16 protein-coding genes and 1 pseudogene are annotated in these 19,940 nt (G+C 71.8%); 11 read left to right on the top strand and 6 right to left on the bottom strand.

Features of this window, described 5'->3' with window-relative positions; translation table 11 throughout:
- A pseudogene (locus RBJ77_RS17695) lies at positions 1–683 on the top strand (hypothetical protein); the annotation flags it as partial.
- A gap of 219 nt (positions 684–902) precedes the next feature.
- Here RBJ77_RS17695 and RBJ77_RS17700 read toward each other — a convergent pair.
- The gene (locus tag RBJ77_RS17700) at positions 903–1,751 is read right to left on the bottom strand and encodes a L,D-transpeptidase family protein (RefSeq protein WP_372345914.1); all 849 of its coding nucleotides are present in this window, start codon (positions 1,749–1,751) and stop codon (positions 903–905) included.
- Positions 1,752–2,000: 249 nt separating this feature from the next.
- Between RBJ77_RS17700 and RBJ77_RS17705 the strand changes: the two genes are divergently transcribed.
- Positions 2,001–3,581 (top strand): methylmalonyl-CoA mutase, encoded by a 1,581-nt coding sequence (locus RBJ77_RS17705; RefSeq protein ID WP_372345915.1) that lies wholly within the window; start codon positions 2,001–2,003, stop codon positions 3,579–3,581.
- Between the two features lie 98 nt (positions 3,582–3,679).
- Positions 3,680–4,336: a leucine efflux protein LeuE gene (leuE, locus tag RBJ77_RS17710; protein WP_372345916.1), complete on the top strand. Its 657-nt coding sequence runs from the start codon at positions 3,680–3,682 to the stop codon at positions 4,334–4,336.
- A 20-nt stretch (positions 4,337–4,356) separates the two neighbouring features.
- On the opposite strand, the gene RBJ77_RS17715 is transcribed toward leuE, so the two are convergent.
- The gene (locus tag RBJ77_RS17715) at positions 4,357–5,811 is read right to left on the bottom strand and encodes an FAD-dependent monooxygenase (protein WP_372345917.1); all 1,455 of its coding nucleotides are present in this window, start codon (positions 5,809–5,811) and stop codon (positions 4,357–4,359) included.
- Positions 5,812–5,883: 72 nt separating this feature from the next.
- Between RBJ77_RS17715 and RBJ77_RS17720 the strand changes: the two genes are divergently transcribed.
- Positions 5,884–6,669 carry a TetR/AcrR family transcriptional regulator C-terminal domain-containing protein gene (locus RBJ77_RS17720; protein ID WP_372345918.1) on the top strand — a complete coding sequence of 262 codons (786 nt, stop codon included), beginning with the start codon at positions 5,884–5,886 and terminating at the stop codon, positions 6,667–6,669.
- Positions 6,670–6,699: 30 nt separating this feature from the next.
- Here the strand turns inward: RBJ77_RS17720 and RBJ77_RS17725 are convergent, their stop codons facing one another.
- The 4 genes from RBJ77_RS17725 to RBJ77_RS17740 all read right to left on the bottom strand — a co-directional run bounded on the left by RBJ77_RS17725 (position 6,700) and on the right by RBJ77_RS17740 (position 10,872).
- Positions 6,700–7,293, bottom strand: a complete 594-nt coding sequence (locus RBJ77_RS17725; protein ID WP_372345919.1) for an exonuclease domain-containing protein — start codon at positions 7,291–7,293, stop codon at positions 6,700–6,702.
- Between the two features lie 113 nt (positions 7,294–7,406).
- Complete coding sequence (locus RBJ77_RS17730) at positions 7,407–8,552, bottom strand: acyltransferase family protein (RefSeq protein ID WP_372345920.1); 1,146 nt, start codon at positions 8,550–8,552, stop codon at positions 7,407–7,409.
- The gene (locus RBJ77_RS17735) at positions 8,549–9,898 is read right to left on the bottom strand and encodes a polysialyltransferase family glycosyltransferase (protein WP_372345921.1); all 1,350 of its coding nucleotides are present in this window, start codon (positions 9,896–9,898) and stop codon (positions 8,549–8,551) included. The genes RBJ77_RS17730 and RBJ77_RS17735 overlap by 4 nt, the downstream gene beginning before the upstream one ends.
- Positions 9,895–10,872 (bottom strand): glycosyltransferase family 2 protein, encoded by a 978-nt coding sequence (locus RBJ77_RS17740; protein WP_372345971.1) that lies wholly within the window; start codon positions 10,870–10,872, stop codon positions 9,895–9,897. Before RBJ77_RS17740 ends, RBJ77_RS17735 begins: the two co-directional genes overlap by 4 nt.
- A gap of 198 nt (positions 10,873–11,070) precedes the next feature.
- On the opposite strand from RBJ77_RS17740, the gene RBJ77_RS17745 reads away from it, so the two are divergent.
- From RBJ77_RS17745 to RBJ77_RS17775, 7 genes are all read left to right on the top strand, one after another.
- On the top strand, positions 11,071–12,408 hold the full coding sequence (locus RBJ77_RS17745; protein ID WP_372345922.1) for a DUF6716 putative glycosyltransferase: 1,338 nt from the start codon (positions 11,071–11,073) through the stop codon (positions 12,406–12,408).
- Positions 12,409–12,446: 38 nt separating this feature from the next.
- Positions 12,447–13,754, top strand: coding sequence for a cytidylyltransferase domain-containing protein (locus tag RBJ77_RS17750; RefSeq protein ID WP_372345923.1), 1,308 nt, complete (start codon positions 12,447–12,449; stop codon positions 13,752–13,754).
- Positions 13,755–13,768: 14 nt separating this feature from the next.
- Positions 13,769–14,710, top strand: a complete 942-nt coding sequence (locus tag RBJ77_RS17755) for an N-acetylneuraminate synthase family protein (RefSeq protein ID WP_255975321.1) — start codon at positions 13,769–13,771, stop codon at positions 14,708–14,710.
- Between the two features lie 82 nt (positions 14,711–14,792).
- Entirely contained in the window at positions 14,793–15,815 is a 1,023-nt protein-coding gene (locus tag RBJ77_RS17760) for a hypothetical protein (RefSeq protein ID WP_255975322.1), read from the top strand.
- A gap of 254 nt (positions 15,816–16,069) precedes the next feature.
- Entirely contained in the window at positions 16,070–17,233 is a 1,164-nt protein-coding gene (locus RBJ77_RS17765) for a Cmx/CmrA family chloramphenicol efflux MFS transporter (RefSeq protein ID WP_372345924.1), read from the top strand.
- A 148-nt stretch (positions 17,234–17,381) separates the two neighbouring features.
- Positions 17,382–18,626 carry an amidohydrolase gene (locus tag RBJ77_RS17770; protein ID WP_372345925.1) on the top strand — a complete coding sequence of 415 codons (1,245 nt, stop codon included), beginning with the start codon at positions 17,382–17,384 and terminating at the stop codon, positions 18,624–18,626.
- A 174-nt stretch (positions 18,627–18,800) separates the two neighbouring features.
- Positions 18,801–19,856 carry a BMP family protein gene (locus RBJ77_RS17775; RefSeq protein ID WP_372345926.1) on the top strand — a complete coding sequence of 352 codons (1,056 nt, stop codon included), beginning with the start codon at positions 18,801–18,803 and terminating at the stop codon, positions 19,854–19,856.
- Positions 19,857–19,940: the final 84 nt, after the last annotated feature.

The raw sequence follows: 19,940 nt of genomic DNA on the forward strand, positions 1-19,940 counted from the left end.
CCGTCGCCGCCGGCACCGGTGTGCTGCCCTCGCCGTTCGGCGGCCGGGACGACCCGGCGCCCGCGGCCTCCGTGTCCGCCGCCGCCAGCGCCGACGAGCCGCTCGCCTCGCCCTCGACGAGTTCGGGCCCGAGCGCCGATGCGCTGCCCGACGACGACGTGTCGCCCGACGGCAGCTCCAGTACCCCGGACCCGGACCACGGCCGGAGCTCCTCGACGGACGACAGGCCGTCCGCGCCACCGGGCCCCTGGGCCACCGAGAGCGGCAGGGACAGCGACGCGCTGCGCCGCCAGATCGTCGAGGGCTGCGTCAAGTACCGGAGCGGACAGCTCAGCGGCGAGCAGAAGCGACTGCTGCGGGAGTCCGTGAAGCGGTCCGGCAGGACCGACGACGACCTCGGCCGGCTCTGCGCGCGGGTGCTCGACCGGACCGACGACTCCGGCCCCGGCACGGACTCCGGAGGCGCCGGCGGCGGCAAGAACGACGGGAAGAACGGCGACCAGGACGGCGACGAGGACGACGACAGCAGCCAGGGCGGCAGCGACCAGAACGCCGGCTACTACCCGTCGGTGCCCAAGCCGAGCCTCTCCTACAGCGTGTCCCCGGAGCTGCCGTCGGCCACTCCGCGGCCGTCCGCGTCGTCGTCCGCCTCCGCGTCCCCTTCCGCGACGCCTTCCCCGTAACCCCCTGCGACCTGCGCAGATGTCATCCACCGAAGAAAGTCGCGCGACAGGTGTGACGTTTTTCGTGCAGACGACGCAGTACTGAGTGAGCCGACTGGTCATCGGCCGTGCACGAGCCGGGGTTCCCCCCGTACCTACGGCTCAGTGCCACTGGCGTGGGTGGGACACGTTCCCCCGGTCCCACCCACGCCGCTCAACTCTCCGGCCCGCTCGTGGCGGTCACCAGTAGACGACGACCTTGTCGCCGGTGCGGACCTGGGCGAACAGGCTCGCGATCTTCGCCTCGTCCCTGACGTTCACACAGCCGTGCGACGCGCCCGCGTAGCCCCGGGCCGCGAAGTCCGACGAGTAGTGCACCGCCTGGCCGCCGCTGAAGAACATCGCGTACGGCATCGGCGTGTGGTAGATCGTCGAGACGTGGTTGCGGGACTTGAAGTCCACGTGGAAGAGGCCCTCACGGGTCGGTGTGTACTGCGAGCCGAACCGGACGTCCGTCGTCAGCAGCCGCTTGCCGTCGACCATCCACGACAGCGTCCGGCTGGTCTTGCTGATGCACAGCACCCGGCCCGTCATGCACCGCGGATCCGGCTTCGCCGCGGGCTGCCCGCCCGCCGCGTACAGCTCGTCGCGGGTCGGCTGGTGCGTCATCCTCACCAGCCGCTGCCACGTCACGGTGTCCGTCGTGCCGGTGCGCGGCAGCCCACGCTTGCCCTGGAACCCCTTGACCGCCGCGGTCGTCGACGGGCCGTACGTGCCCGTCGGCCCGTCGAAGAGCCACGCCACCTGACGCAGCCGCGCCTGCAGCTCGCGGACCTTCGCGCCCTTGTCCCCGGGTGAGTAGAGGACCTCGGCCGGGGTGGGCGTCGGGGAGGCGGACGGCTTGGCGTCGTCCGCCGGGGCCGAGGGCGAGGGCGACGTCGATGACGCCTTCCCGGGCGACGGCGAGGCCGTGGTGGACGAGGCCGCCGACGGCGGCCCCCCGCTCTCGACCGCCTGCGCCGTACAGCCGCCGGCCAGGGCGAGCGCCCCGGCGACGGCGAGAGTTCTCCGTATGACAGATGTCCGCATGACGTCCCCCGCCTGCTGCGCTGTTCTCTCTTGTCACTTCAGATGCTGCCCGCGCCCGGATGGTTGCGAACTAAACGGGCCTGGTCCGGGAGTCCCCGGTCACCTGCGGGAAGGCTGTGAGCAAGGTCCCAGCGTGCGCCTCTCCACCCGCCGCACGCCCGCCGCTACAGTCCGTCGCGAGGGTCGGCTTTCTACTGGCAAGTAGCTCGCAGGCAACGCAAGCAACGGCAGATCGCTGGAGGCACAACCATGGCGCGCGAATCCGAGTCCGGACTGCCCATCGAGCCGGTGTACGGCCCGTCGGCTCTGGAGGGCTGGGACCCGGAGCAGAAGCTGGGCGAGCCGGGCGCCTATCCGTTCACGCGCGGTGTCTACCCGTCGATGTACACGGGGCGGCCCTGGACGATGCGCCAGTACGCGGGCTTCGGCACCGCGACCGAGTCCAACGCCCGCTACAAGCAGCTGATCGCGAACGGCACCATGGGCCTCTCGGTCGCCTTCGACCTGCCGACCCAGATGGGGCACGACTCGGACGCACCCATCGCCTCGGGCGAGGTCGGCAAGGTGGGCGTGGCGATCGACTCGATCGACGACATGCGCGTGCTGTTCGGCGGGATCCCGCTGGACAAGGTCTCCACGTCGATGACGATCAACGCCCCCGCGGCGCTGCTCCTGCTCATGTACCAGCTGGTCGGCGAGGAACAGGGCGTCGCCGCCGACCAGCTCACCGGCACGATCCAGAACGACGTGCTCAAGGAGTACATCGCCCGCGGCACCTACATCTTCCCGCCCAAGCCCTCCCTCCGGCTGATCGCGGACATCTTCAAGTACTGCCGGGCCGAGATCCCGAAGTGGAACACCATCTCCATCTCCGGCTACCACATGGCCGAGGCGGGTGCCTCGCCCGCGCAGGAGATCGCCTTCACGCTCGCCGACGGCATCGAGTACGTCCGCACCGCCGTCGCGGCCGGCATGGACGTGGACGACTTCGCCCCGCGCCTCTCCTTCTTCTTCGTGGCCCGCACGACGATCCTCGAGGAGGTCGCCAAGTTCCGTGCGGCCCGCCGGATCTGGGCGCGCGTGATGAAGGAGGAGTTCGGCGCGCAGAACCCCAAGTCGCTGATGCTCCGCTTCCACACCCAGACGGCCGGCGTGCAGCTCACCGCGCAGCAGCCCGAGGTGAACCTGGTGCGGGTCGCCGTCCAGGGCCTGGGTGCCGTCCTGGGCGGGACGCAGTCGCTGCACACGAACTCCTTCGACGAGGCCATCGCGCTCCCCACCGACAAGTCGGCGCGCCTGGCCCTGCGCACGCAGCAGGTCCTCGCCTACGAGACGGACGTGACGGCCACCGTCGACCCCTTCGCCGGGTCGTACGTCGTCGAGAAGATGACCGACGACGTGGAGGCCGCCGCCGTCGAACTCATGGGCCGAGTCGAGGACCTGGGCGGCGCGGTCAGCGCCATCGAGCACGGCTTCCAGAAGTCGGAGATCGAGCGCTCCGCCTACCGGATCGCCCAGGAGACCGACTCCGGAGAGCGCGTCGTGGTCGGCGTCAACCGCTACCAGCTCGACGAGGAGGAGCCCTACGAGCCGCTCCGCGTCGACCCGGCCATCGAGGCCCAGCAGGCCGACCGCCTCGCCGCGCTCCGCGCCGGACGGGACCAGGAGGCCGTCGACACCGCGCTCGCCGCCCTGAAGAAGGCCGCCGAGGGCGAGGACAACGTGCTGTACCCGATGAAGGACGCCCTGCGCGCCCGCGCCACCGTCGGCGAGGTCTGCAACGCGCTCCGCGAGGTGTGGGGCACGTACGTCCCCTCCGACGCCTTCTGACGATTCCGTCCCAAGATGTCCTGGTTCGAAGGCGCTTGGGGGTTCCGCCATCCGAAACCCCCGGGCGTCATGTCGTACGGTCGTGCGACACTCCGCCCATGCTGGGTGTCATCGATCTTCCGACCTATCTCGCGGGTCTCGTCCTCATCATCCTTCTCCCGGGGCCGAACTCGCTGTACGTGATCTCCGTCGCCGCCCGCCGCGGCATCCGCACCGGCTATACGGCCGCCGCCGGCGTGTGGTGCGGGGACACCGTCCTGATGACTCTGTCGGCGGCTGGCGTCGCCTCCCTCCTCCAGGCCAACGCCGTGCTGTTCGGCATCGTGAAGTACGCGGGCGCCGGCTATCTGACCTGGCTCGCGGTCGGCATGCTGCGCGCCGCGTGGAGCATGTGGCGCACCCGCCGCGAGCGGCTCGCCGAGCAGACCGGCGCCGCCGAGACGGAGCCCGTCCAGGAGCGGCCCTTCCGCCGCGCCTTCGTGGTCAGCCTCCTCAACCCCAAGGCGATCCTTTTCTTCATCGCCTTCTTCGTGCAGTTCGTCGACCCGTCCTACGCCTATCCCGCCCTCTCGTTCGTGATCCTCGGCGCCTTCGCGCAGATCGCCAGCGTCCTGTACCTGTCGGCGCTGATCTTCAGCGGCACGAAGCTGGCCGCCGCCTTCCGGCGCCGCAAGCGGCTCTCCGCCGGGGCGACGTCCGCGGCCGGTGTGCTGTTCCTCGGGTTCGCAGTGAAGCTCTCGCTCGCCAGCGTGTAGCCGCCCGGCGGGGGTGTGCCTCACGCCCCCGCCACCCCGGTCTCCGCCAGATACTCCACCACCCCCTCCGCCGTCTCCCCGGCCCACGCGACATAGCCGTCCGGCCGCACCAGGAAGACGCCCGTGCCGTACGCCTCGTACGCCGGGATCCGGGCCGTGCGCACCGCGTCGCCCGCGAGCTCCGGCAGTCCGGCCTCCGTGCCCACCGCCAGCAGCGTCCAGTGCGGCCCCCGGTACACGTCGAAGAGCCGCACCCCGCCGCGCCGCCCGTCCGGCGCCCGGTCGCCCGCCCGCAGCGCGTCCTCCGGCAGGCCCGTGCGGGTCTCCCGGGTCAGCGCCGACTCCCGGTAGCCCAGGGCGAGCTGCTTCACCTCGTCGCCGCGCTGCGTGTGCGCGCCCGCCGCGCTCGCCCGGTGGATGCGGGTGCTGATGCCGAGGACGTCCGCCGCGATCGGCAGCCGCTCCTCCTCGTACGTGTCCAGGAGCCCGGCCGGGGCGCCCGCCAGGACGGCTGCCAGCTTCCACGACAGGTTGTACGCGTCCTGCACGCTCGTGTTCAGTCCCTGGCCGCCCGCGGGGGAGTGGATGTGCGCGGCGTCGCCCGCCAGGAAGACCCGGCCCGCCCGGAACCGGTCCGCCATCGCCGCCCTGGCCCGGAAGTCCGAGGCCCAGAGCACCTCGGCGACGTGCTCCTCGGCGAGCGTCGTCCGGGTCGCCAGCAGCTTCGCCACGCCCGCCGGCGAGGTGTCCGGCACGGCCGACTCGTCCGCGTACTGCGCGGCCAGCTGGAAGACGCGGCCCTCGTCCGACGGCAGCGGGCAGAACGCCACGCCGCCGTCCGCCGCCTTCGGCCACACGTGCCAGTGCGTGTCCGGCACCGGCGCGTCGTCCGTGACGCGGACGTCCGCCACCAGCATCGGCTTCGGGTCGACCGTCTCCCCGGTCATGCCGATGCCGAGCACCCTGCGCACCGTGGACCGGCCGCCGTCCGCCGCCACCACGAACCGCGCGCTGACCCGTGCGCCGTCCTCGAACGCCGCCGTCACCCCGTCCGCGTCCTGGTCGAGTCCCGCGAGCGCGCAGCCGAAGCGGACGTCGCCGCCGAGCTCCCGCAGTCGCGCGTACAGCACCGCCTGCGTGCGGGCCTGCGGTATCAGCCAGCCCTCCGTGAAGGGGACCTGCTCGGTCGGCTCGGAGCGCTGCATCATGTCCCACTCCTGGCCCGGCTCGTCGCCCTCCCAGACCCGCATCTTCGGGTACGGCGTGCCCGCCGCGTGGATCGCGTCCAGCACCCCGAGGTCGTACAGCACCTCCTGGGTGCGCGGCTGCAGACCCTTGCCCCGCGAGCCGGGGAACAGGGACTCCGCCCGCTCCACCAGCAGCGCCCGCACCCCGCGCCGCGCCAGGTCCGCCGCGAGCACGAGCCCGGTCGGACCCGCGCCCACGACCAGTACGTCCGTCGTCCCAGCGGTCATCGCCACCGCCTCCTTAACGTCGTTAAATTGCGATGTCCCGAGCATGACCTTAACGGCGTTAAACTGTCAAGCGTGGCTGAGCAGAGGAACCCGAAAGAGCCGGAGAACGCGCCGGGGAACGCACCGAAGGGCGCACCGAAGAGCGCGGCGAAGAACGAGCCGAAGAACGAGCCGAAGAAGGCCAGGCTCGACAAGGCGTACGTCGCCGACACCGCCCTCGACCTGCTGAACGACGTGGGTCTCGAAGGGCTGACGCTGCGCGCCATCGCCAAGGAGCTCAACGTGCAGGCACCCGCCCTGTACTGGCATTTCAAGAACAAGCAGGCGCTGCTCGACGAGATGGCGACCGTGATGTTCCGGCGCATGACGGAGAGCGGCACGGAGGGCGGCACGGAGGCCGACAAGAGGGCCGGCAAGGGGGCCGGGTACGAGCCCCGCGGCAGCTGGCAGGAGTGGCTGCTGCTCGGGAACCGGCAGCTGCGGGCGACGCTGCTGCGCTACCGCGACGGCGCGAAGGTCTTCAGCGGATCACGGTTCACCGGCACCGACCACGGGCCGCAGATGGAGGCGAACCTGCGCTTCCTGGTGGACTGCGGCTTCACCCCCGACCAGGCGACCTGGGCCAGCTCCACCACGTACATGTACACGCTGGGCTTCGTCACGGAGGAGCAGGGCATGCGGTCGCAGGCCCCGGACGCCCCGCCGCCCGTCGACGTGGCCGAACGGGCGGAACTGCTCGCCGACTATCCGATGGCGGCGGCCGCGGGGGAGCAGCTGTTCGCCGCGTACGACGAGCGGTTCGAGGAGGGGCTGCGGCTGATCGTGGCGGGGATCGAGGCGCGGTACGGGATCCGCTGAGCGGTCGTCCCCGGTGCCGCCCGCAGGGCGTCAACCGGTGGATCCCCCGGTGAAGCCCGCGGGCAGCGGTGTACCCGTCGCGCGCAGCTGCCTGATCGCCGCCACGATCGAGTAGCAGTCGAAGAGCGCCGAATGCTCCTGCCCCGCGCAGGGCACGGGCAGCCCGAGCGCCTGCCACAGCCGCCCCGAGTTCACCGAAGTCGTCTCGGGCGCGGCCGAGTTGAGCCAGGGCCGCAGCGTCATGAAGTGGACGTCGAGGAAGCCGTTCTTGACCTCCTCGCCGCGGGCCCGCGCCCACCCCACGTTCTCCCCGAGCACGACCATGTCGTTGCCGTACGACAGGGCCGACTGCCCCGCGCAGAAGCCGAGGAACTCGCCGAGCGCCTCCGCGGGCGGGCGCCCCTCCCGGTCCACCGCCTCCTGCGTGATGCCGGTCAGCTCGGTGAAGTAGGCGGACAGACGGGGGTTGGCCACGGGGCGGACCAGCGTCTCGAACTCCTCGACGACGCGGTACTCCTCGTCCAGCCGCAGCGCACCGATCTGGACCAGCTCGCGGAGCCGGCCGGGACCGCCCCAGTCCTGCTCCAGGGCGCCCGGCCACGTGGTGAACTCGAGGTCGAACACGACAAAGGTCGACGAGGTTGCCACGTCACTGCCTGCGCGTCCCACCACGTCACTGCCTCCGCGTCCCACCACGTCACTGCCTCCGCGTCCCGCGACGTCACTGCTGCCGCGTCTCAGGCTGCCCTACGCGTCCGGTTCAGCGCCTTGCGCAACGCGGGCGTCGCCCACTCCTCGACGTAACGGTTCAGCAGCCAGGCGAGCAGCAGCATCGCGCCGACCGTGCCGGCGAACGTGACCGACGACGGCAGCCCGGCCTTGCGGTGCAGCGCCTCTATGACCACCCAGCCCAGGTGCTCGTGGACCAGGTAGAAGGGGTACGTGAGGGCGCCCGCGACCGTCAGCCAGCGCCAGTCGGCCCACCGGGTCCAGCCCAGCGCGATGGCCGCGACCGCGAAGAAGCCGAGCGTGACGACCGCGATGATCCCGTACGAGGAGCGGTTCGAGAAGAAGTCCGGGTTCGGCGCGTGCCACAGCCGGTCGACCGCGTAGTGCTGGCCGATCAGCCAGCTGACGGCGACGATGCCCCACGCCGTCATGTCACGGCGGTCCCGGTGCACCAGGTACAGGCCGACGCCGCCGATGAAGAAGGGCGCGTACTCCGGCATCAGGGCCAGGTCGAGGAGCGGCTCGCCCGACCCCTGGGCGAGGGCCGCAGCCAGTGTCCACACCGCGCAGAACAGCACGACCCGGTGCCGGGTGGCGCCCGGCAGGACGACGCACAGCGCGAACAGGGCGTAGAAGCGCAGCTCCGCCCAGAGCGTCCAGCACACCCCCAGCACCCGGTCCACGCCCAGCGGCTGCTGGAGCATGGTGAGGTTGACCAGGGCGTCGCTGGGGGACACCGCGTGGTACGCCACGACCGGCAGCGCGAAGACCCCGGTGACCAGCACGATCGCCACCCAGTACGCCGGGAAGAGGCGGGAGACCCGGGACGCGAAGAACGAGCGCAGCGGGCGCCCCCAGCCGCTCATGCAGATCACGAAGCCGCTGATGACGAAGAAGATCTGCACGCCGAGACAGCCGTACGCGAACCAGCCGTGCAGGGACGGGAACTGGGTGCGCGGCGAGGTCCCCCAGGCGTGCGAGACCTCGCCGTCCCGGCCGCCGTAGTGGTACGCGGCCACCATCAGCGCGGCGATCAGACGCAGCCCGTCGAGCGCGTACAGACGGGCTGCCGCGGGTCTCGGGGACGGCGGCGCGGCCGGGGCTTCGGGGCCGGAGGCCGGCTGGGGGACTGTGGTCGTACCGGTGACGGTCATCCGAGTGCGGCTCGCTTGAAGGATCGGGCCCGCCGCGCGACCCGGCGTACCGCCGCGTTCCGGGGAATGAAGGACAGCTGGGTCGGGATCGCCCCCGGAAGGGCGAGGGAGGTCAGACGCCGGCGCTTGAAGTAGCGCCAGGTGTGGTCGTCGAGGCGGGTCGACAGATAGCGCTCGGCGGCCGGCCGCAGGTCCGGGTAGATCTTGGCCTGCATGGCGAAGCCCACCGCGCGCAGCAGCTCCGTCAACTCGGCGACGGACGTGCCCTGTTCCTGCGACTCGACGCCCGGCCGGTCGGTCAGTTCCGGCAGCAGCGCGTCGACGATGGTGACCGGGACGCGGTTGCTGTTCTGGTACGGGGTGAGGCGGTCCAGGAGGGTGCCGGTGCCGACGCGGGCCACCGGGATCCCGTACAGCGCTTGTGCGGTGAGCAGGGCCGTGGAGAAGCAGCCGACGACGAGGGCCGGGCGCATCCGCTGGTAGAGGACCTCGGCGAGGACCGGGGTGTCCAGGACGGTCAGCTCGACACCGAGCTTGTCCGCCTCCTTCTCCAGGGTGCGCGACCAGCGGGCCGGAGCGGTGGGGTGCGGCTTGAACACGATCTGGTGGTGGCCGAGTTCGGCGGCGCCGCGCATCATCCGGACGTGCAGGTCCTCCTCCTCCTCGGCGGTGAGGATGTCGAGCGCCGAGAGGTACTGGCCGAGGAGCAGCGCCGGTTCGCCGGTGAGCTCGGGCAGGTCGGTCGCGGTGTCGCCGAGTTCGGCGAGCACCTTGACGAAGACCTCCGTCGGCACGATCTCCGGCTCGACGCCGAACTCCGTGAGCAGCAGCGGCTTGAGGCCCGGCACCAGATCCAGGTGGAGGAGGCGGCGCACCCGGGTGCCGACCAGCGGGTCCAGCTTGTTGCGGGTCGGGCCGTAACTCATCAGGCCGTCCGCGTACACGTCGACGGGCGCGCCCGTGAAGATCTGCGCGACGGCCATCGCCGGGTTGACCTGGATGGACTCGACGGCCAGCTCGACGTCGTCGTCGCCAAGACCCCAGTGCAGCCTCAAGTACCGCTCCCAGAGCGGCAGGTCGTCGGCGCGCGGTGCCCAGCCGCCCGGGTGGAACGGCGAGATCGCCTCGTTCCACGACAGGACGCCGTCGAAGCGGCCGCGCAGCCGCTCGAAGCCGGGCATCTCGTCGACGGCGGGCGTCGTCTCGGGCGTCGCCGCGTTGTTGGCGACAAGCAGCAGGGTGCGGTCCGCCGGGGCGAACCGCTCCGCGTCCAGGGCCGCCGCCAGGGTCGCGGCGCCGTACAGGGTCGAGGCGAGCAGGATCCGGGTGGTGCTACGGGTCGTCACGCGGCGGCCTCCGCACTCACCGGGCGACGGCGCAGGCGGCGCAGCCGCGTGGCGCGCTGTATGTCCATCGAGTCGAGCGCCTCGTCGAGAACCTGCTGCGGCATGCGCTTGAGCGCCGCAGCGCTGAGGGACTTCAATTTGCGCGCCACAGGTGCTTCGAACCTTTCGATGGATCCCAAGTGATGGGAAATGATGGCGCAGTAGGTGCGCACGGCCTTCGGGAGAAGCTGATCGGCGTCCCGGTCCTGCGCGGTTTCCCGTACGACTTGGTCGAATGCGCGAATGAAATCGAGCTGGCGTACGTCACCGATCTGGGTGAGCGACGACGCGACACCGCGCCGGTAGAAAACGCCCAACAGGCCGACCGCGGCGAAGGATTTCGCCTCGCGGTGCAGCCGCCAGATCCACGGCCGGTCCTCGGCCGTGCGCAGCCCGTCGGTGAAGTGCAGCAGTCCGGCGTCGGCGAGCCGGCGGTGGTAGATGCCGGCCCACGCGTACGCGTAGTCGACGGAGGTGGAGCGGTCGGCGGGCAGGATCGCGTCGCGCGGGTCCATGACGACACCGCGCAGACCGGTCGGCACCCGGTGGATGGAGCGGGCCCGCGCGGTGCACTGGACGTGGTCCGTGCGCACGAAGTCGCAGCCCAGGTCCTCTATGGCGGCGAGGAGTTGCGGATAGTAGCCGGGCGCGAGCCAGTCGTCTCCGTCCAGGAACGTGAGGTACTCGCCGCGCGCCGTGTCCAGTCCGGTGTTCCGGGCCGTGGCGAGTCCCCCGTTCCGCTCGTGTCTGACGACGACCGCGCCGGGCAGCTCGCGCTCGGCGCGCGCGAGAATGTCCGGTGTCTCGTCCTTGGAGCAGTCGTCGACGAGAATGAATTCGAAGTCGTCCCGCGCGTTGGCGCGAAGACTTCTGAGGGTGTCGGGCGCGTATTGCTGCACGTTGTAGAACGGCACGATGACGGAGAGCTTGACCACGTCGGTGACGTTAGGCGGCGGCCCGGCATTCGTCTTGACCGGCAACTTGATGTCAGGTGAACGACGTGTGGCGGGACCGTGAACCGGCCCTGCCGGAGGGCTTTTCCGAGGCTGATTCGCCATTCGTCGGTGTGCTGTTAACCGTTTGTTGCACTCCGGTTGGGCCGCGGCTCGAAATGCCTTCCTAACTTCTTCGACGTGCCAGCAAGTACCGAAGCAAGGAACGGAAAGACCCCAGGGAAGCCTCCCCGGGTCGCCGTGCTCGCGGACTCCGACACCCGATGGAAATGGGGGTCGCTCACCGCCTCCCGACTCCTTCCCGAGAGCGCCGCCCTCGACGGCTTTCTGCTGCGGGGTCGCGCCACCCCCACTCCCCGCCAGCTCACCGAGGTCGGTGTCCGCGCCGACAGCCTCCACGAGGTGACGGCCGCCGAGTTCCTCCACCGGATGCAGCGGGACTCCGCATCGTACGACGTGGTCGTCCTCGCCCTCGTGGGCGGAGCCGTCCAGGCCGTACTGCACGGACTCGCCCACGCCTGGCAGGGGGAGGCCCGCCGGCCCGTCGTCGTCACCGGCTACGTCGGCGTCGTCTACGAGAAGCTCGCCGACGGCCTGCTGCTGCGGCACGGCGCCGACGTGGTCCTCGCCAACTCCCGCTACGACGCGGAGCGCTTCCGCGCCGTCTACGAAGGAGTGGGCGCGGACGCCTCGTCGGTCACGGAGTGCGCGCTGCCGTTCCTCGGCGGGGCGCCCTACGAGGCGGAGCACGACCCGTACACGGTCGTCTTCGCCGCGCAGCCCTCCGTGCCGGACACCCCGGCCGACCGGCTGTACCTGCTCAACCGCCTTGCGCAGCACGCCCGTCTGCACCCGGAGCGCGAGGTGCTGCTCAAACTGCGCAGCAAGCCGGGCGAGCACACCACGCACATCGAGGAAGTGCCCTACCAGAAGCTCGCCCAGCGCCTCGGCGACGAACTGCCGTCCAACGTCCGGCTCGTGTACGGGAACATGGGCGAGGTCCTGGACCGCACCGACCTGCTGGTCACCGTCAGCTCCACCGCCGCCCTCGAATCGCTGCACCGGCGCATCCCCACCGCGCTGCTCACCGACCTCGGGGTGCGCGAGGCGCTCGGCAACCACCACTTCACCGGTTCCGGCTGCCTCGTCTCCTGGGACCAGTTGGACGCCGGGGAGCGGCCCGTGGCGGATCCCGCGTGGGTCGCCCGCCAGGGAGTCGCCGCCGACGGCACGTACGAGCACGCCTTCGACGGGGCCCGCGCCAAGGTCGCCGAGCTGCTGGGCCGGGACCGCGGGCCGCTCGCCCCGTACTACACGCGCACCACGGCCCCCGGCTACCTGCCGCGCGTCCTCGCCCGCCACCACCTCGCGCCCGACGGCTCACCGCTGCCCGGCGCGCCCGCCGCCGACAAGGAGGCCGGCGCCGTCCGGCAGATCGTCCGCCGCGCCGCCCGCGGCGCCTACCGGCACGGCGTGCAGCGCGTCGCCCCCGTGATCCGGCGGATGGGGGAGCTGTGACCCCCCACACCCACGAACTCCCCGAAGGAGAACCGCAGATGACCGACCCGGAAGCGGGACAGGCGGCCCCCGTGCGCCGTGTGCTCGCCGTGATCCCCGCCCGTGGCGGCTCCAAGGGGGTCCCGGCCAAGAACCTCGCCGCGGTCGGCGGCGTGCCCCTGGTCGCCCGCGCCGTCCGCGAGTGCCTCGCCACCCGGCACGTCACCGACGTCGTGGTCTCCACCGACGACGCGGCCATCGCGGCCGCCGCCCGGGAGGCGGGCGCCGAGGTCGTCACCCGGCCCGCCGCCATCGCCGGTGACAAGGCCACCTCCGAGGCGGCCGTGCTGCACGCCATGGACGCCCACGAGGCGCTGCAGGGCGCGGCCGTGGACGTCGTCCTCCTCGTGCAGTGCACCAGCCCCTTCATCGAGCGGGACGACATCGACGGGGTCGTGGCGGCCATCGTCGAGAACGGCGCCGACAGCGCGCTGACCGTCGCCCCGTTCCACGGGTTCGTGTGGCGGGACGCGGCTGACGAGCCCAAGGGCATCGCGGCCGAGCGGACCGCGGCGGAAGGCGGCGGCGTCGCCGTCCTCACCGGTCAGGAGACCAGCGGCGGCTACGGCGTCAACCACGACAAGTCGTTCCGGCCGCGCCGCCAGGACCGCCCCCAGGACCTCCTGGAGACCGGTGCCGTCTACGCGATGGAGGCCACCGGCTTCCGCCGCCACGAGCACCGCTTCTTCGGCCGTACGGAACTCGTCCGCACCGACCCCGCCCGGGTCCTGGAGATCGACGACCCGCACGACCTGGCCCGCGCCCGCGCGCTGGCCCCTCTCCTCGACCTCACCGCCGCCGCGGCACGCACCCTCCCCACCCGGGAGGACATCGACGCGGTCGTCCTCGACTTCGACGGCACCCAGACCGACGACAAGGTGCTGATCGACTCCGACGGACGGGAGTTCGTCACCGTGCACCGCGGTGACGGCCTCGGCATCGCGGCCCTCCGCAAGAGCGGCCTGACGATGCTGATCCTGTCCACGGAGGTGAACCCGGTGGTCGCCGCCCGGGCCCGGAAGCTCAAGATCCCGGTCCTGCACGGCATCGACCGCAAGGACCTCGCACTGAAGCAGTGGTGCGAGGAGCAGGGCATCGCGCCGGAGCGCGTGCTCTACGTCGGCAACGACGTCAACGACCTCCCGTGCTTCGCCCTCGCCGGCTGGCCCGTGGCGGTCGCGAGCGCCCATGACGTCGTGCGCGGCGCCGCACGCGCGGTCACCACCCTCCCCGGTGGCGACGGCGCGATCCGAGAGATCGCCAGCTGGATCCTCGGCCCCTCTCTCGACTCCCTCGAAACCAAGTAAGGAACGCACCTCTCATGTCTGTTCTCAACTCCCGCCTCCGCACCTTCGGTTCGCGCACCGCGGGCCCCGGTCAGCCCGTGTACATCACCGGTGAGATCGGCATCAACCACAACGGCGACCTGGAGAACGCGTTCAAGCTGATCGACGTCGCCGCCGAGGCCGGCTGCGACGCTGTCAAGTTCCAGAAGCGCACGCCCGAGATCTGCACCCCGCGCGACCAGTGGGACATCGAGCGGGACACCCCCTGGGGCCGCATGACCTACATCGACTACCGCCACCGCGTCGAGTTCGGCGAGGACGAGTACCGCCAGATCGACGAGCACTGCAAGAAGCGCGGCATCGACTGGTTCGCCTCCCCGTGGGACACCGAGGCCGTCGCCTTCCTGGAGAAGTTCGACGTCCCGGCCCACAAGGTCGCCTCCGCGTCGCTGACCGACGACGAGCTGCTGCGCGCCCTGCGCGCCACCGGCCGCACCGTCATCCTCTCCACCGGCATGTCGACGCCGAAGCAGATCCGCCACGCGGTCGAGGTCCTCGGCTCCGACAACATCCTGATGTGCCACGCCACGTCGACGTACCCGGCGCAGGCCGAGGAGCTCAACCTCCGCGTCATCAACACCCTCCAGGCCGAGTACCCGAACGTCCCGATCGGCTACTCCGGCCACGAGACCGGCCTGCAGACCACGCTCGCCGCCGTCGCCCTCGGCGCCACCTTCGTCGAGCGCCACATCACCCTCGACCGCGCCATGTGGGGCTCCGACCAGGCCGCCTCCGTGGAGCCGCAGGGCCTCACCCGCCTCGTCCGCGACATCCGCACCATCGAGGCCTCCCTCGGTGACGGCGTCAAGAAGGTCTACGAGTCGGAGCTCGGCCCGATGAAGAAGCTGCGCCGCGTCGCGGGCGTCGTCGCCGAGTCGGAGATCGCCGTCGCGGCCGGCGAGCCCGTGGCCGTCTGATCCGTACGACCCCCACCTCCACCGCGGTCCGGCGCACTCGACCAGCGCCGGGCCGCCACGGCGTCCCCGGGGAGGGCCGCAAATGTCCAGCAGCACGCTGTGCTTCGTCGAGAGCCCGGTGCAGCTCCTCAACGTCCTGGAGTGGGCCCACCACGACGGGGCCACCGCGACCGTCGTCGTCCTGTCGCCCACCGACCCGATGACCCGCGGCCAGCTGCGCCGGATGGCCGAACTCGCCCGCGGGGAAGGCCACACGGTCCGCTGGGAGGAGGCGCGCGGCGGCGCGGCCGCCCCCTTCCAGACGATCGGCGGCCTCGCGGGACCGCTGCGGGCGGCCGACCGGATAGTGATCGGCGACCCGTTCTCCCGCTACGTGCAGCTGCTGCTGACGATCACCCGCGCCCGTGACCTCGTCGTCGTCGACGACGGCACCGCCACGATGGAGTTCGTCTCCCAGCTCGCCCGCGGGGAGCGGCTGGTGCGCTGGCACCGGCGCGGCGGCCGCCCTGGACCCCGCGATCTGGTCTTCGGCCCGATCTCGTCCGCGGCCCGCCGCCGGCTCACCCCGCGGGCGGGCCGCCGGGCGGTGTCCCTGTTCACCTCCATGCCGGTCGACGAGGCCCTCGACGGAGTCACCGTCAGCGCCAACGCGTACGCCTGGACCCGGGCCCGCTTCGGCCCGCCCCGGCTGACCCGCGGCGCCGACCTGGTCGGCACGTCGCTCGTGGAGACCGGCGTCGTCGACCTCGACCGCTATCTCGAAGCGGTCCGCGAGCTGGCCCGCGCGCACGGCGCCACCCGCTACTTCGCGCACCGCCGCGAGAGCGCCGACAAGCTGCACCGGCTGGTCGCCGAGACCGGCCTGGAGGTCGTCCGCCCCGACCTCCCCCTCGAACTGATCGCCCGGCGCGGCCCCATAGGCCGGACGATCCTCAGCTTCCCGTCGACCGTCGTGCACACCCTGCCCATCGCCCTGGAGGGCACCGGCGTCAAGGTCGCGGTCTGCGAGATCGACCCGGCCTGGCTGCGCCAGGGCGTCTCCGACCACGCGCAGGGCTTCCTCGCGGGCATCGCGGGGTCGGCGCGGGGGGTGCGCACGGTGTGAGGCCCGGCGGGTCCGGCCCGCCGGGACGGCACGGCGAAATCCCCTGGACCCGGGCCACCCGGGCCGCCTAGCCTGCCTTCCGTGACCAGCCCCGAGTCCGACAGACTCCGGCCACCGGCAGCCGTCCGGTGGCCTTCTTCCGCGCAGCGCCGAGGCATCCCCTCCGGATCCCGCCTCCGCTGACGCCTGCCATCGGACGCACTGCCGTACCGCGACCTTTCCCTTTCGTCGTTCGTACGGTCACGGAGTCCGCTGTGCCCTTCACCCTCCATCTGCTCGCCCTCGCCGTCTTCGCGCAGGGCACCTCCGAATTCATGCTGTCCGGCCTCCTGACGGACATCGCCCACGACCTGGGCGTCTCCGTCCCCGCCGCCGGCGCGCTCACCTCGGCCTTCGCCGTCGGCATGATCGTCGGGGCGCCGCTCATGGCGGTCCTCGCGGTCCGCCGCTCGCGCCGCGCGGCGCTCCTCGGCTCGCTGTCGGTGTTCCTGCTCGCGCACGTGGCGGGCGCCCTCACCAGCAGCTACGGCGTGCTGCTCGCGACCCGCGTCGTCGCCGCGCTCGCCAACGCCGGGTTCCTCGCGGTCGCCCTCGCCACGGCCGCGGCCCTGGTGGCCCCCGACGCCAAGGGCCGCGCCACGTCGATCCTGCTCGGCGGCACCACCCTGGCCTGCGTCGCGGGCGTGCCGGGCGGCGCGCTGCTCGGCCAACTCCTCGGCTGGCGCGCCGCGTTCTGGGCGGTCGCGCTGATCTGCGTGCCCGCGCTCGTGGCGGTCGTGCGGTCGGTCCCGGCGGGCGGCGGCTCCCGGGCCGGGGTCCGCGGCGAACTCCCCGCCCTGCGCAGCCCCCGCCTGCTGACGGCCCTGCTGCTCGGCGCCCTGGTCAACGCGGCCACCTTCGCTACGTTCACCTACCTCGCGCCCCTGGCCACCGAGGTGACCGGGATCGGGGCGGACCGGGTACCCGTGCTGCTCGCCCTGTTCGGGCTCGGCTCGTTCACCGGGGTGAGCGTGGCGGGCCGGCTCTCGGACGCCCGGCCGCTGCCGGTCCTCGTGGGCGGCGGCGCGGCGCTGGCCGCGGGCTGGCTGCTGCTCGCCCTCACCGCGGGGAACGCGCCGGTCACCCTGGCCCTCGCCTTCGTGCAGGGCGCCCTGTCCTTCGCGGTCGGCTCGACCCTGATCGCCCGCGCCCTCTACGCGGCGTCCGGCGCGCCCACCCTCGCGGGCGGCCTCGCGACGGCCGCCCTGAACGTCGGGGCGGCGCTCGGGCCCTGGGCCGGCGGGCTCGCGATCGGGGGCGGCCACGGATACCGGGCGGTGCCGGGGGTGAGCGCGGGGCTCGTGCTGGCCGCGTTCGCGGTGGCGGCCCTCGCCGCGTACAGGCGTTCGTACGGAGACACGGCGAAAGCCCCGGTGTAGCCGCAGGTCGAAAGAGTCGTCATACCCGTCTGGCGCGATCCATATGCGTAGCGCGGCCAGGTTTCTTACCCCAATCTGGCTGAACTTTTGTTGATCGAGGGTTAGTTGGCCTGTGCATCGCCCTACCCTTCAGAGGGTGAACCAGACGATGTCCCGAGAGTCCGAGGCCGACAAGCCGGGGGAACCCACCCCGGGCGGCGCCCTCCCCGGTGTGCTGCCCGACGCGCTGCGCGCAGAACTCGTCGCCTTCCGACGTGACTTGCACATGCACCCCGAGCTGGGCAACCAGGAGTTCCGTACCACCGCCGCACTCAAGACCCGCCTGGAGAAGGCCGGGCTCACACCGCGCGTGCTCGGCATCGGCACCGGACTCATCTGTGACATCGGCACCGACGCCGGTGAGTGGACCGGCGGCCGCGGCATGCTCGCGCTGCGCGCCGACATCGACGCGCTGCCCATCCCGGACACCAAGGCGGACTGCGCGTACCGCTCCACCGTCCCGGACCGGGCGCACGCCTGCGGCCACGACGTGCACACCACCGTCGTGCTCGGGGCCGGCCTGGTCCTCGCCGAGCTGCACCGGGCCGGCCGGCTCCCGCACCCGGTCCGGCTGATCTTCCAGCCCGCCGAGGAGGTGCTGCCCGGCGGCGCCCCCGACGCCATCGAGTGCGGTGTGCTCGACGGCGTGCGGCGGATCGTCGGCGTGCACTGCGACCCGAAGGTCGAGGCCGGCCGGATCGGGCTGCGGCACGGCGCCATCACCAGTGCCTGCGACCGGCTTGAGGTCACGCTCGACGGGCCCGGCGGCCACACCGCGCGCCCCCACCTCACCACCGACCTGGTCACCGCCGCCGCCAAGGTCGCCACCGACGTGCCCGCGCTCGTCGCCCGCCGGGTCGACGCCCGCTCCGGGCTCGCCGTCACCTGGGGCCGCCTGGAGACCGGTCACGCGTGCAACGTGATCCCGCAGCACGCCGAGCTCTCCGGCACCGTCCGCTGCCTGGACATCGAGGCGTGGCGGCACGCGCCCGACCTGGTGCACGGCGCGATCCAGGAGATCGCCGACCAGTACCGCGCCAAGCCCGTCGTGAACTACATCCGCGGCGTGCCGCCGGTCGTCAACGACCCGGCGGTGACCGATCTGCTGCGCGACGCCATGGTCACCCGGCTCGGCCCCGACTCCGTCGAGGACACCCAGCAGAGCCTGGGCGGCGAGGACTTCTCCTGGTACCTGGAGCACGTGCCGGGCGCGATGGCCCGGCTCGGGGTGAAGGCCCCGGGGGAGCGTGGCAGCAGGGACCTGCACCAGGGGGACTTCGACGCCGACGAGTCCGCGATCACGGTGGGCGTGGAGCTCTTCACGGCGGCGGCGCTGCTCGACGCGGGGGAGTGAGCGGAGCGGTCGGTTCGACACCGTTCGCCGGAGTGCTTCACCGGCCCGTAACCGGCGGGCGGCACGAATCGATAACGGCCCGTTCGCAGGGCATTCCTAGGAGTGTCTACGCGCGTTATCGTGCGCCGAACTGAGCGCCATTTCAGGCGTGTTGGATGATTGGGGAACTTCCTGATGCGTCGAATATCACGGCTGACGCAGATTGCCGTCGGCGTCACCGGCCTGGCGCTCGCCGCCACCGCTTGTGGCGGCACCAGCTCCGAGAAGAACGCGGGTGGTGAGGGCAAGTCCGACCTGGGCCTGGCCATCGCCTACGACGTGGGCGGCCGGGGCGACCAGTCGTTCAACGACTCCGCGTACGAGGGCCTGGTCAAGAGCCAGAAGGAGTTCGGCTACAAGACCGCCGACCAGGAGCCGAAGGACGGCGAGTCCGACGACGACAAGGCCCAGCGGCTCTCCAACCTGGCCAAGGCCGGCTACAACCCGGTCGTCGGCATCGGGTACGCCTACGGCCCGGCGATGACCGAGGTGTCGAAGAAGTTCCCGAAGACCACGTTCGGCATCGTCGACTCGGTCGTCGAGGGCAAGAACGTCGCCTCCCTGGTCTTCGCCGAGAACGAGTCGTCCTACCTGGCCGGCGTGGCCGCCGCCAAGGCGACCAAGACGAACCACGTCGGCTTCGTCGGCGGCGTCGACAACGAACTGATCAACAAGTTCCAGGCCGGCTTCGAGCAGGGCGTCGCCGACACCAAGAAGGGCATCAAGGTCGACGTCCAGTACCTGGACGAGGACCCGGCCAAGGGCTTCGCGAGCCCGGACCTCGGTGAGGCCGCCGCCGGCAAGCAGCTGGAGGACGGCGCCGACGTGCTGTACCACGCGGCCGGTCTCTCGGGGCAGGGCGTGATCAAGGCGGCCGCCGAGCAGAAGAAGTGGGTCATCGGCGTCGACTCCGACCAGTACAAGCAGCAGTCGCTGGCCAAGTACAAGGACTACATCCTCACCTCCGCGCTCAAGGAGGTCGGCGGCTCGGTCTACGCGCTGGCGAAGTCGGTCAAGGACGGCAAGCCGCTGAGCGGCGTGCAGACCTTCGACCTCAAGGTCGACGGCGTGGGCGCCTCCGAGTCGAACCCCAAGTTCCAGGAGATCGCCGGTCTCGCCGACGCCGTCGCCAAGGCCAAGAAGGGCATCATCGACGGCACGATCAAGGTGGACACCAAGCCGAAGAAGTGAGTTGTACGTATGACGTCGAATCCGTCATACGTACAACGTCGAGGGCGGGCGCCGGACTCTTCGGCGTCCGCCCGTCTTCGCATT

It is taken from the genome of Streptomyces sp. KL116D (assembly GCF_030766975.1).
In the GTDB taxonomy this organism is placed as follows: domain Bacteria; phylum Actinomycetota; class Actinomycetes; order Streptomycetales; family Streptomycetaceae; genus Streptomyces; species Streptomyces longispororuber_A.

Coding starts and splice junctions, on each gene's coding strand:
- RBJ77_RS17715 (WP_372345917.1), bottom strand. CDS start 5,811: ATGACCGCTGGGACGACGGACGTACTGGTCGTGGGCGCGGGTCCGACC.
- RBJ77_RS17755 (WP_255975321.1), top strand. CDS start 13,769: ATGTCTGTTCTCAACTCCCGCCTCCGCACCTTCGGTTCGCGCACCGCG.
- leuE (WP_372345916.1), top strand. CDS start 3,680: ATGCTGGGTGTCATCGATCTTCCGACCTATCTCGCGGGTCTCGTCCTC.
- RBJ77_RS17775 (WP_372345926.1), top strand. CDS start 18,801: ATGCGTCGAATATCACGGCTGACGCAGATTGCCGTCGGCGTCACCGGC.
- RBJ77_RS17750 (WP_372345923.1), top strand. CDS start 12,447: ATGACCGACCCGGAAGCGGGACAGGCGGCCCCCGTGCGCCGTGTGCTC.
- RBJ77_RS17770 (WP_372345925.1), top strand. CDS start 17,382: ATGTCCCGAGAGTCCGAGGCCGACAAGCCGGGGGAACCCACCCCGGGC.
- RBJ77_RS17705 (WP_372345915.1), top strand. CDS start 2,001: ATGGCGCGCGAATCCGAGTCCGGACTGCCCATCGAGCCGGTGTACGGC.
- RBJ77_RS17760 (WP_255975322.1), top strand. CDS start 14,793: ATGTCCAGCAGCACGCTGTGCTTCGTCGAGAGCCCGGTGCAGCTCCTC.
- RBJ77_RS17700 (WP_372345914.1), bottom strand. CDS start 1,751: ATGCGGACATCTGTCATACGGAGAACTCTCGCCGTCGCCGGGGCGCTC.
- RBJ77_RS17730 (WP_372345920.1), bottom strand. CDS start 8,552: ATGACCGTCACCGGTACGACCACAGTCCCCCAGCCGGCCTCCGGCCCC.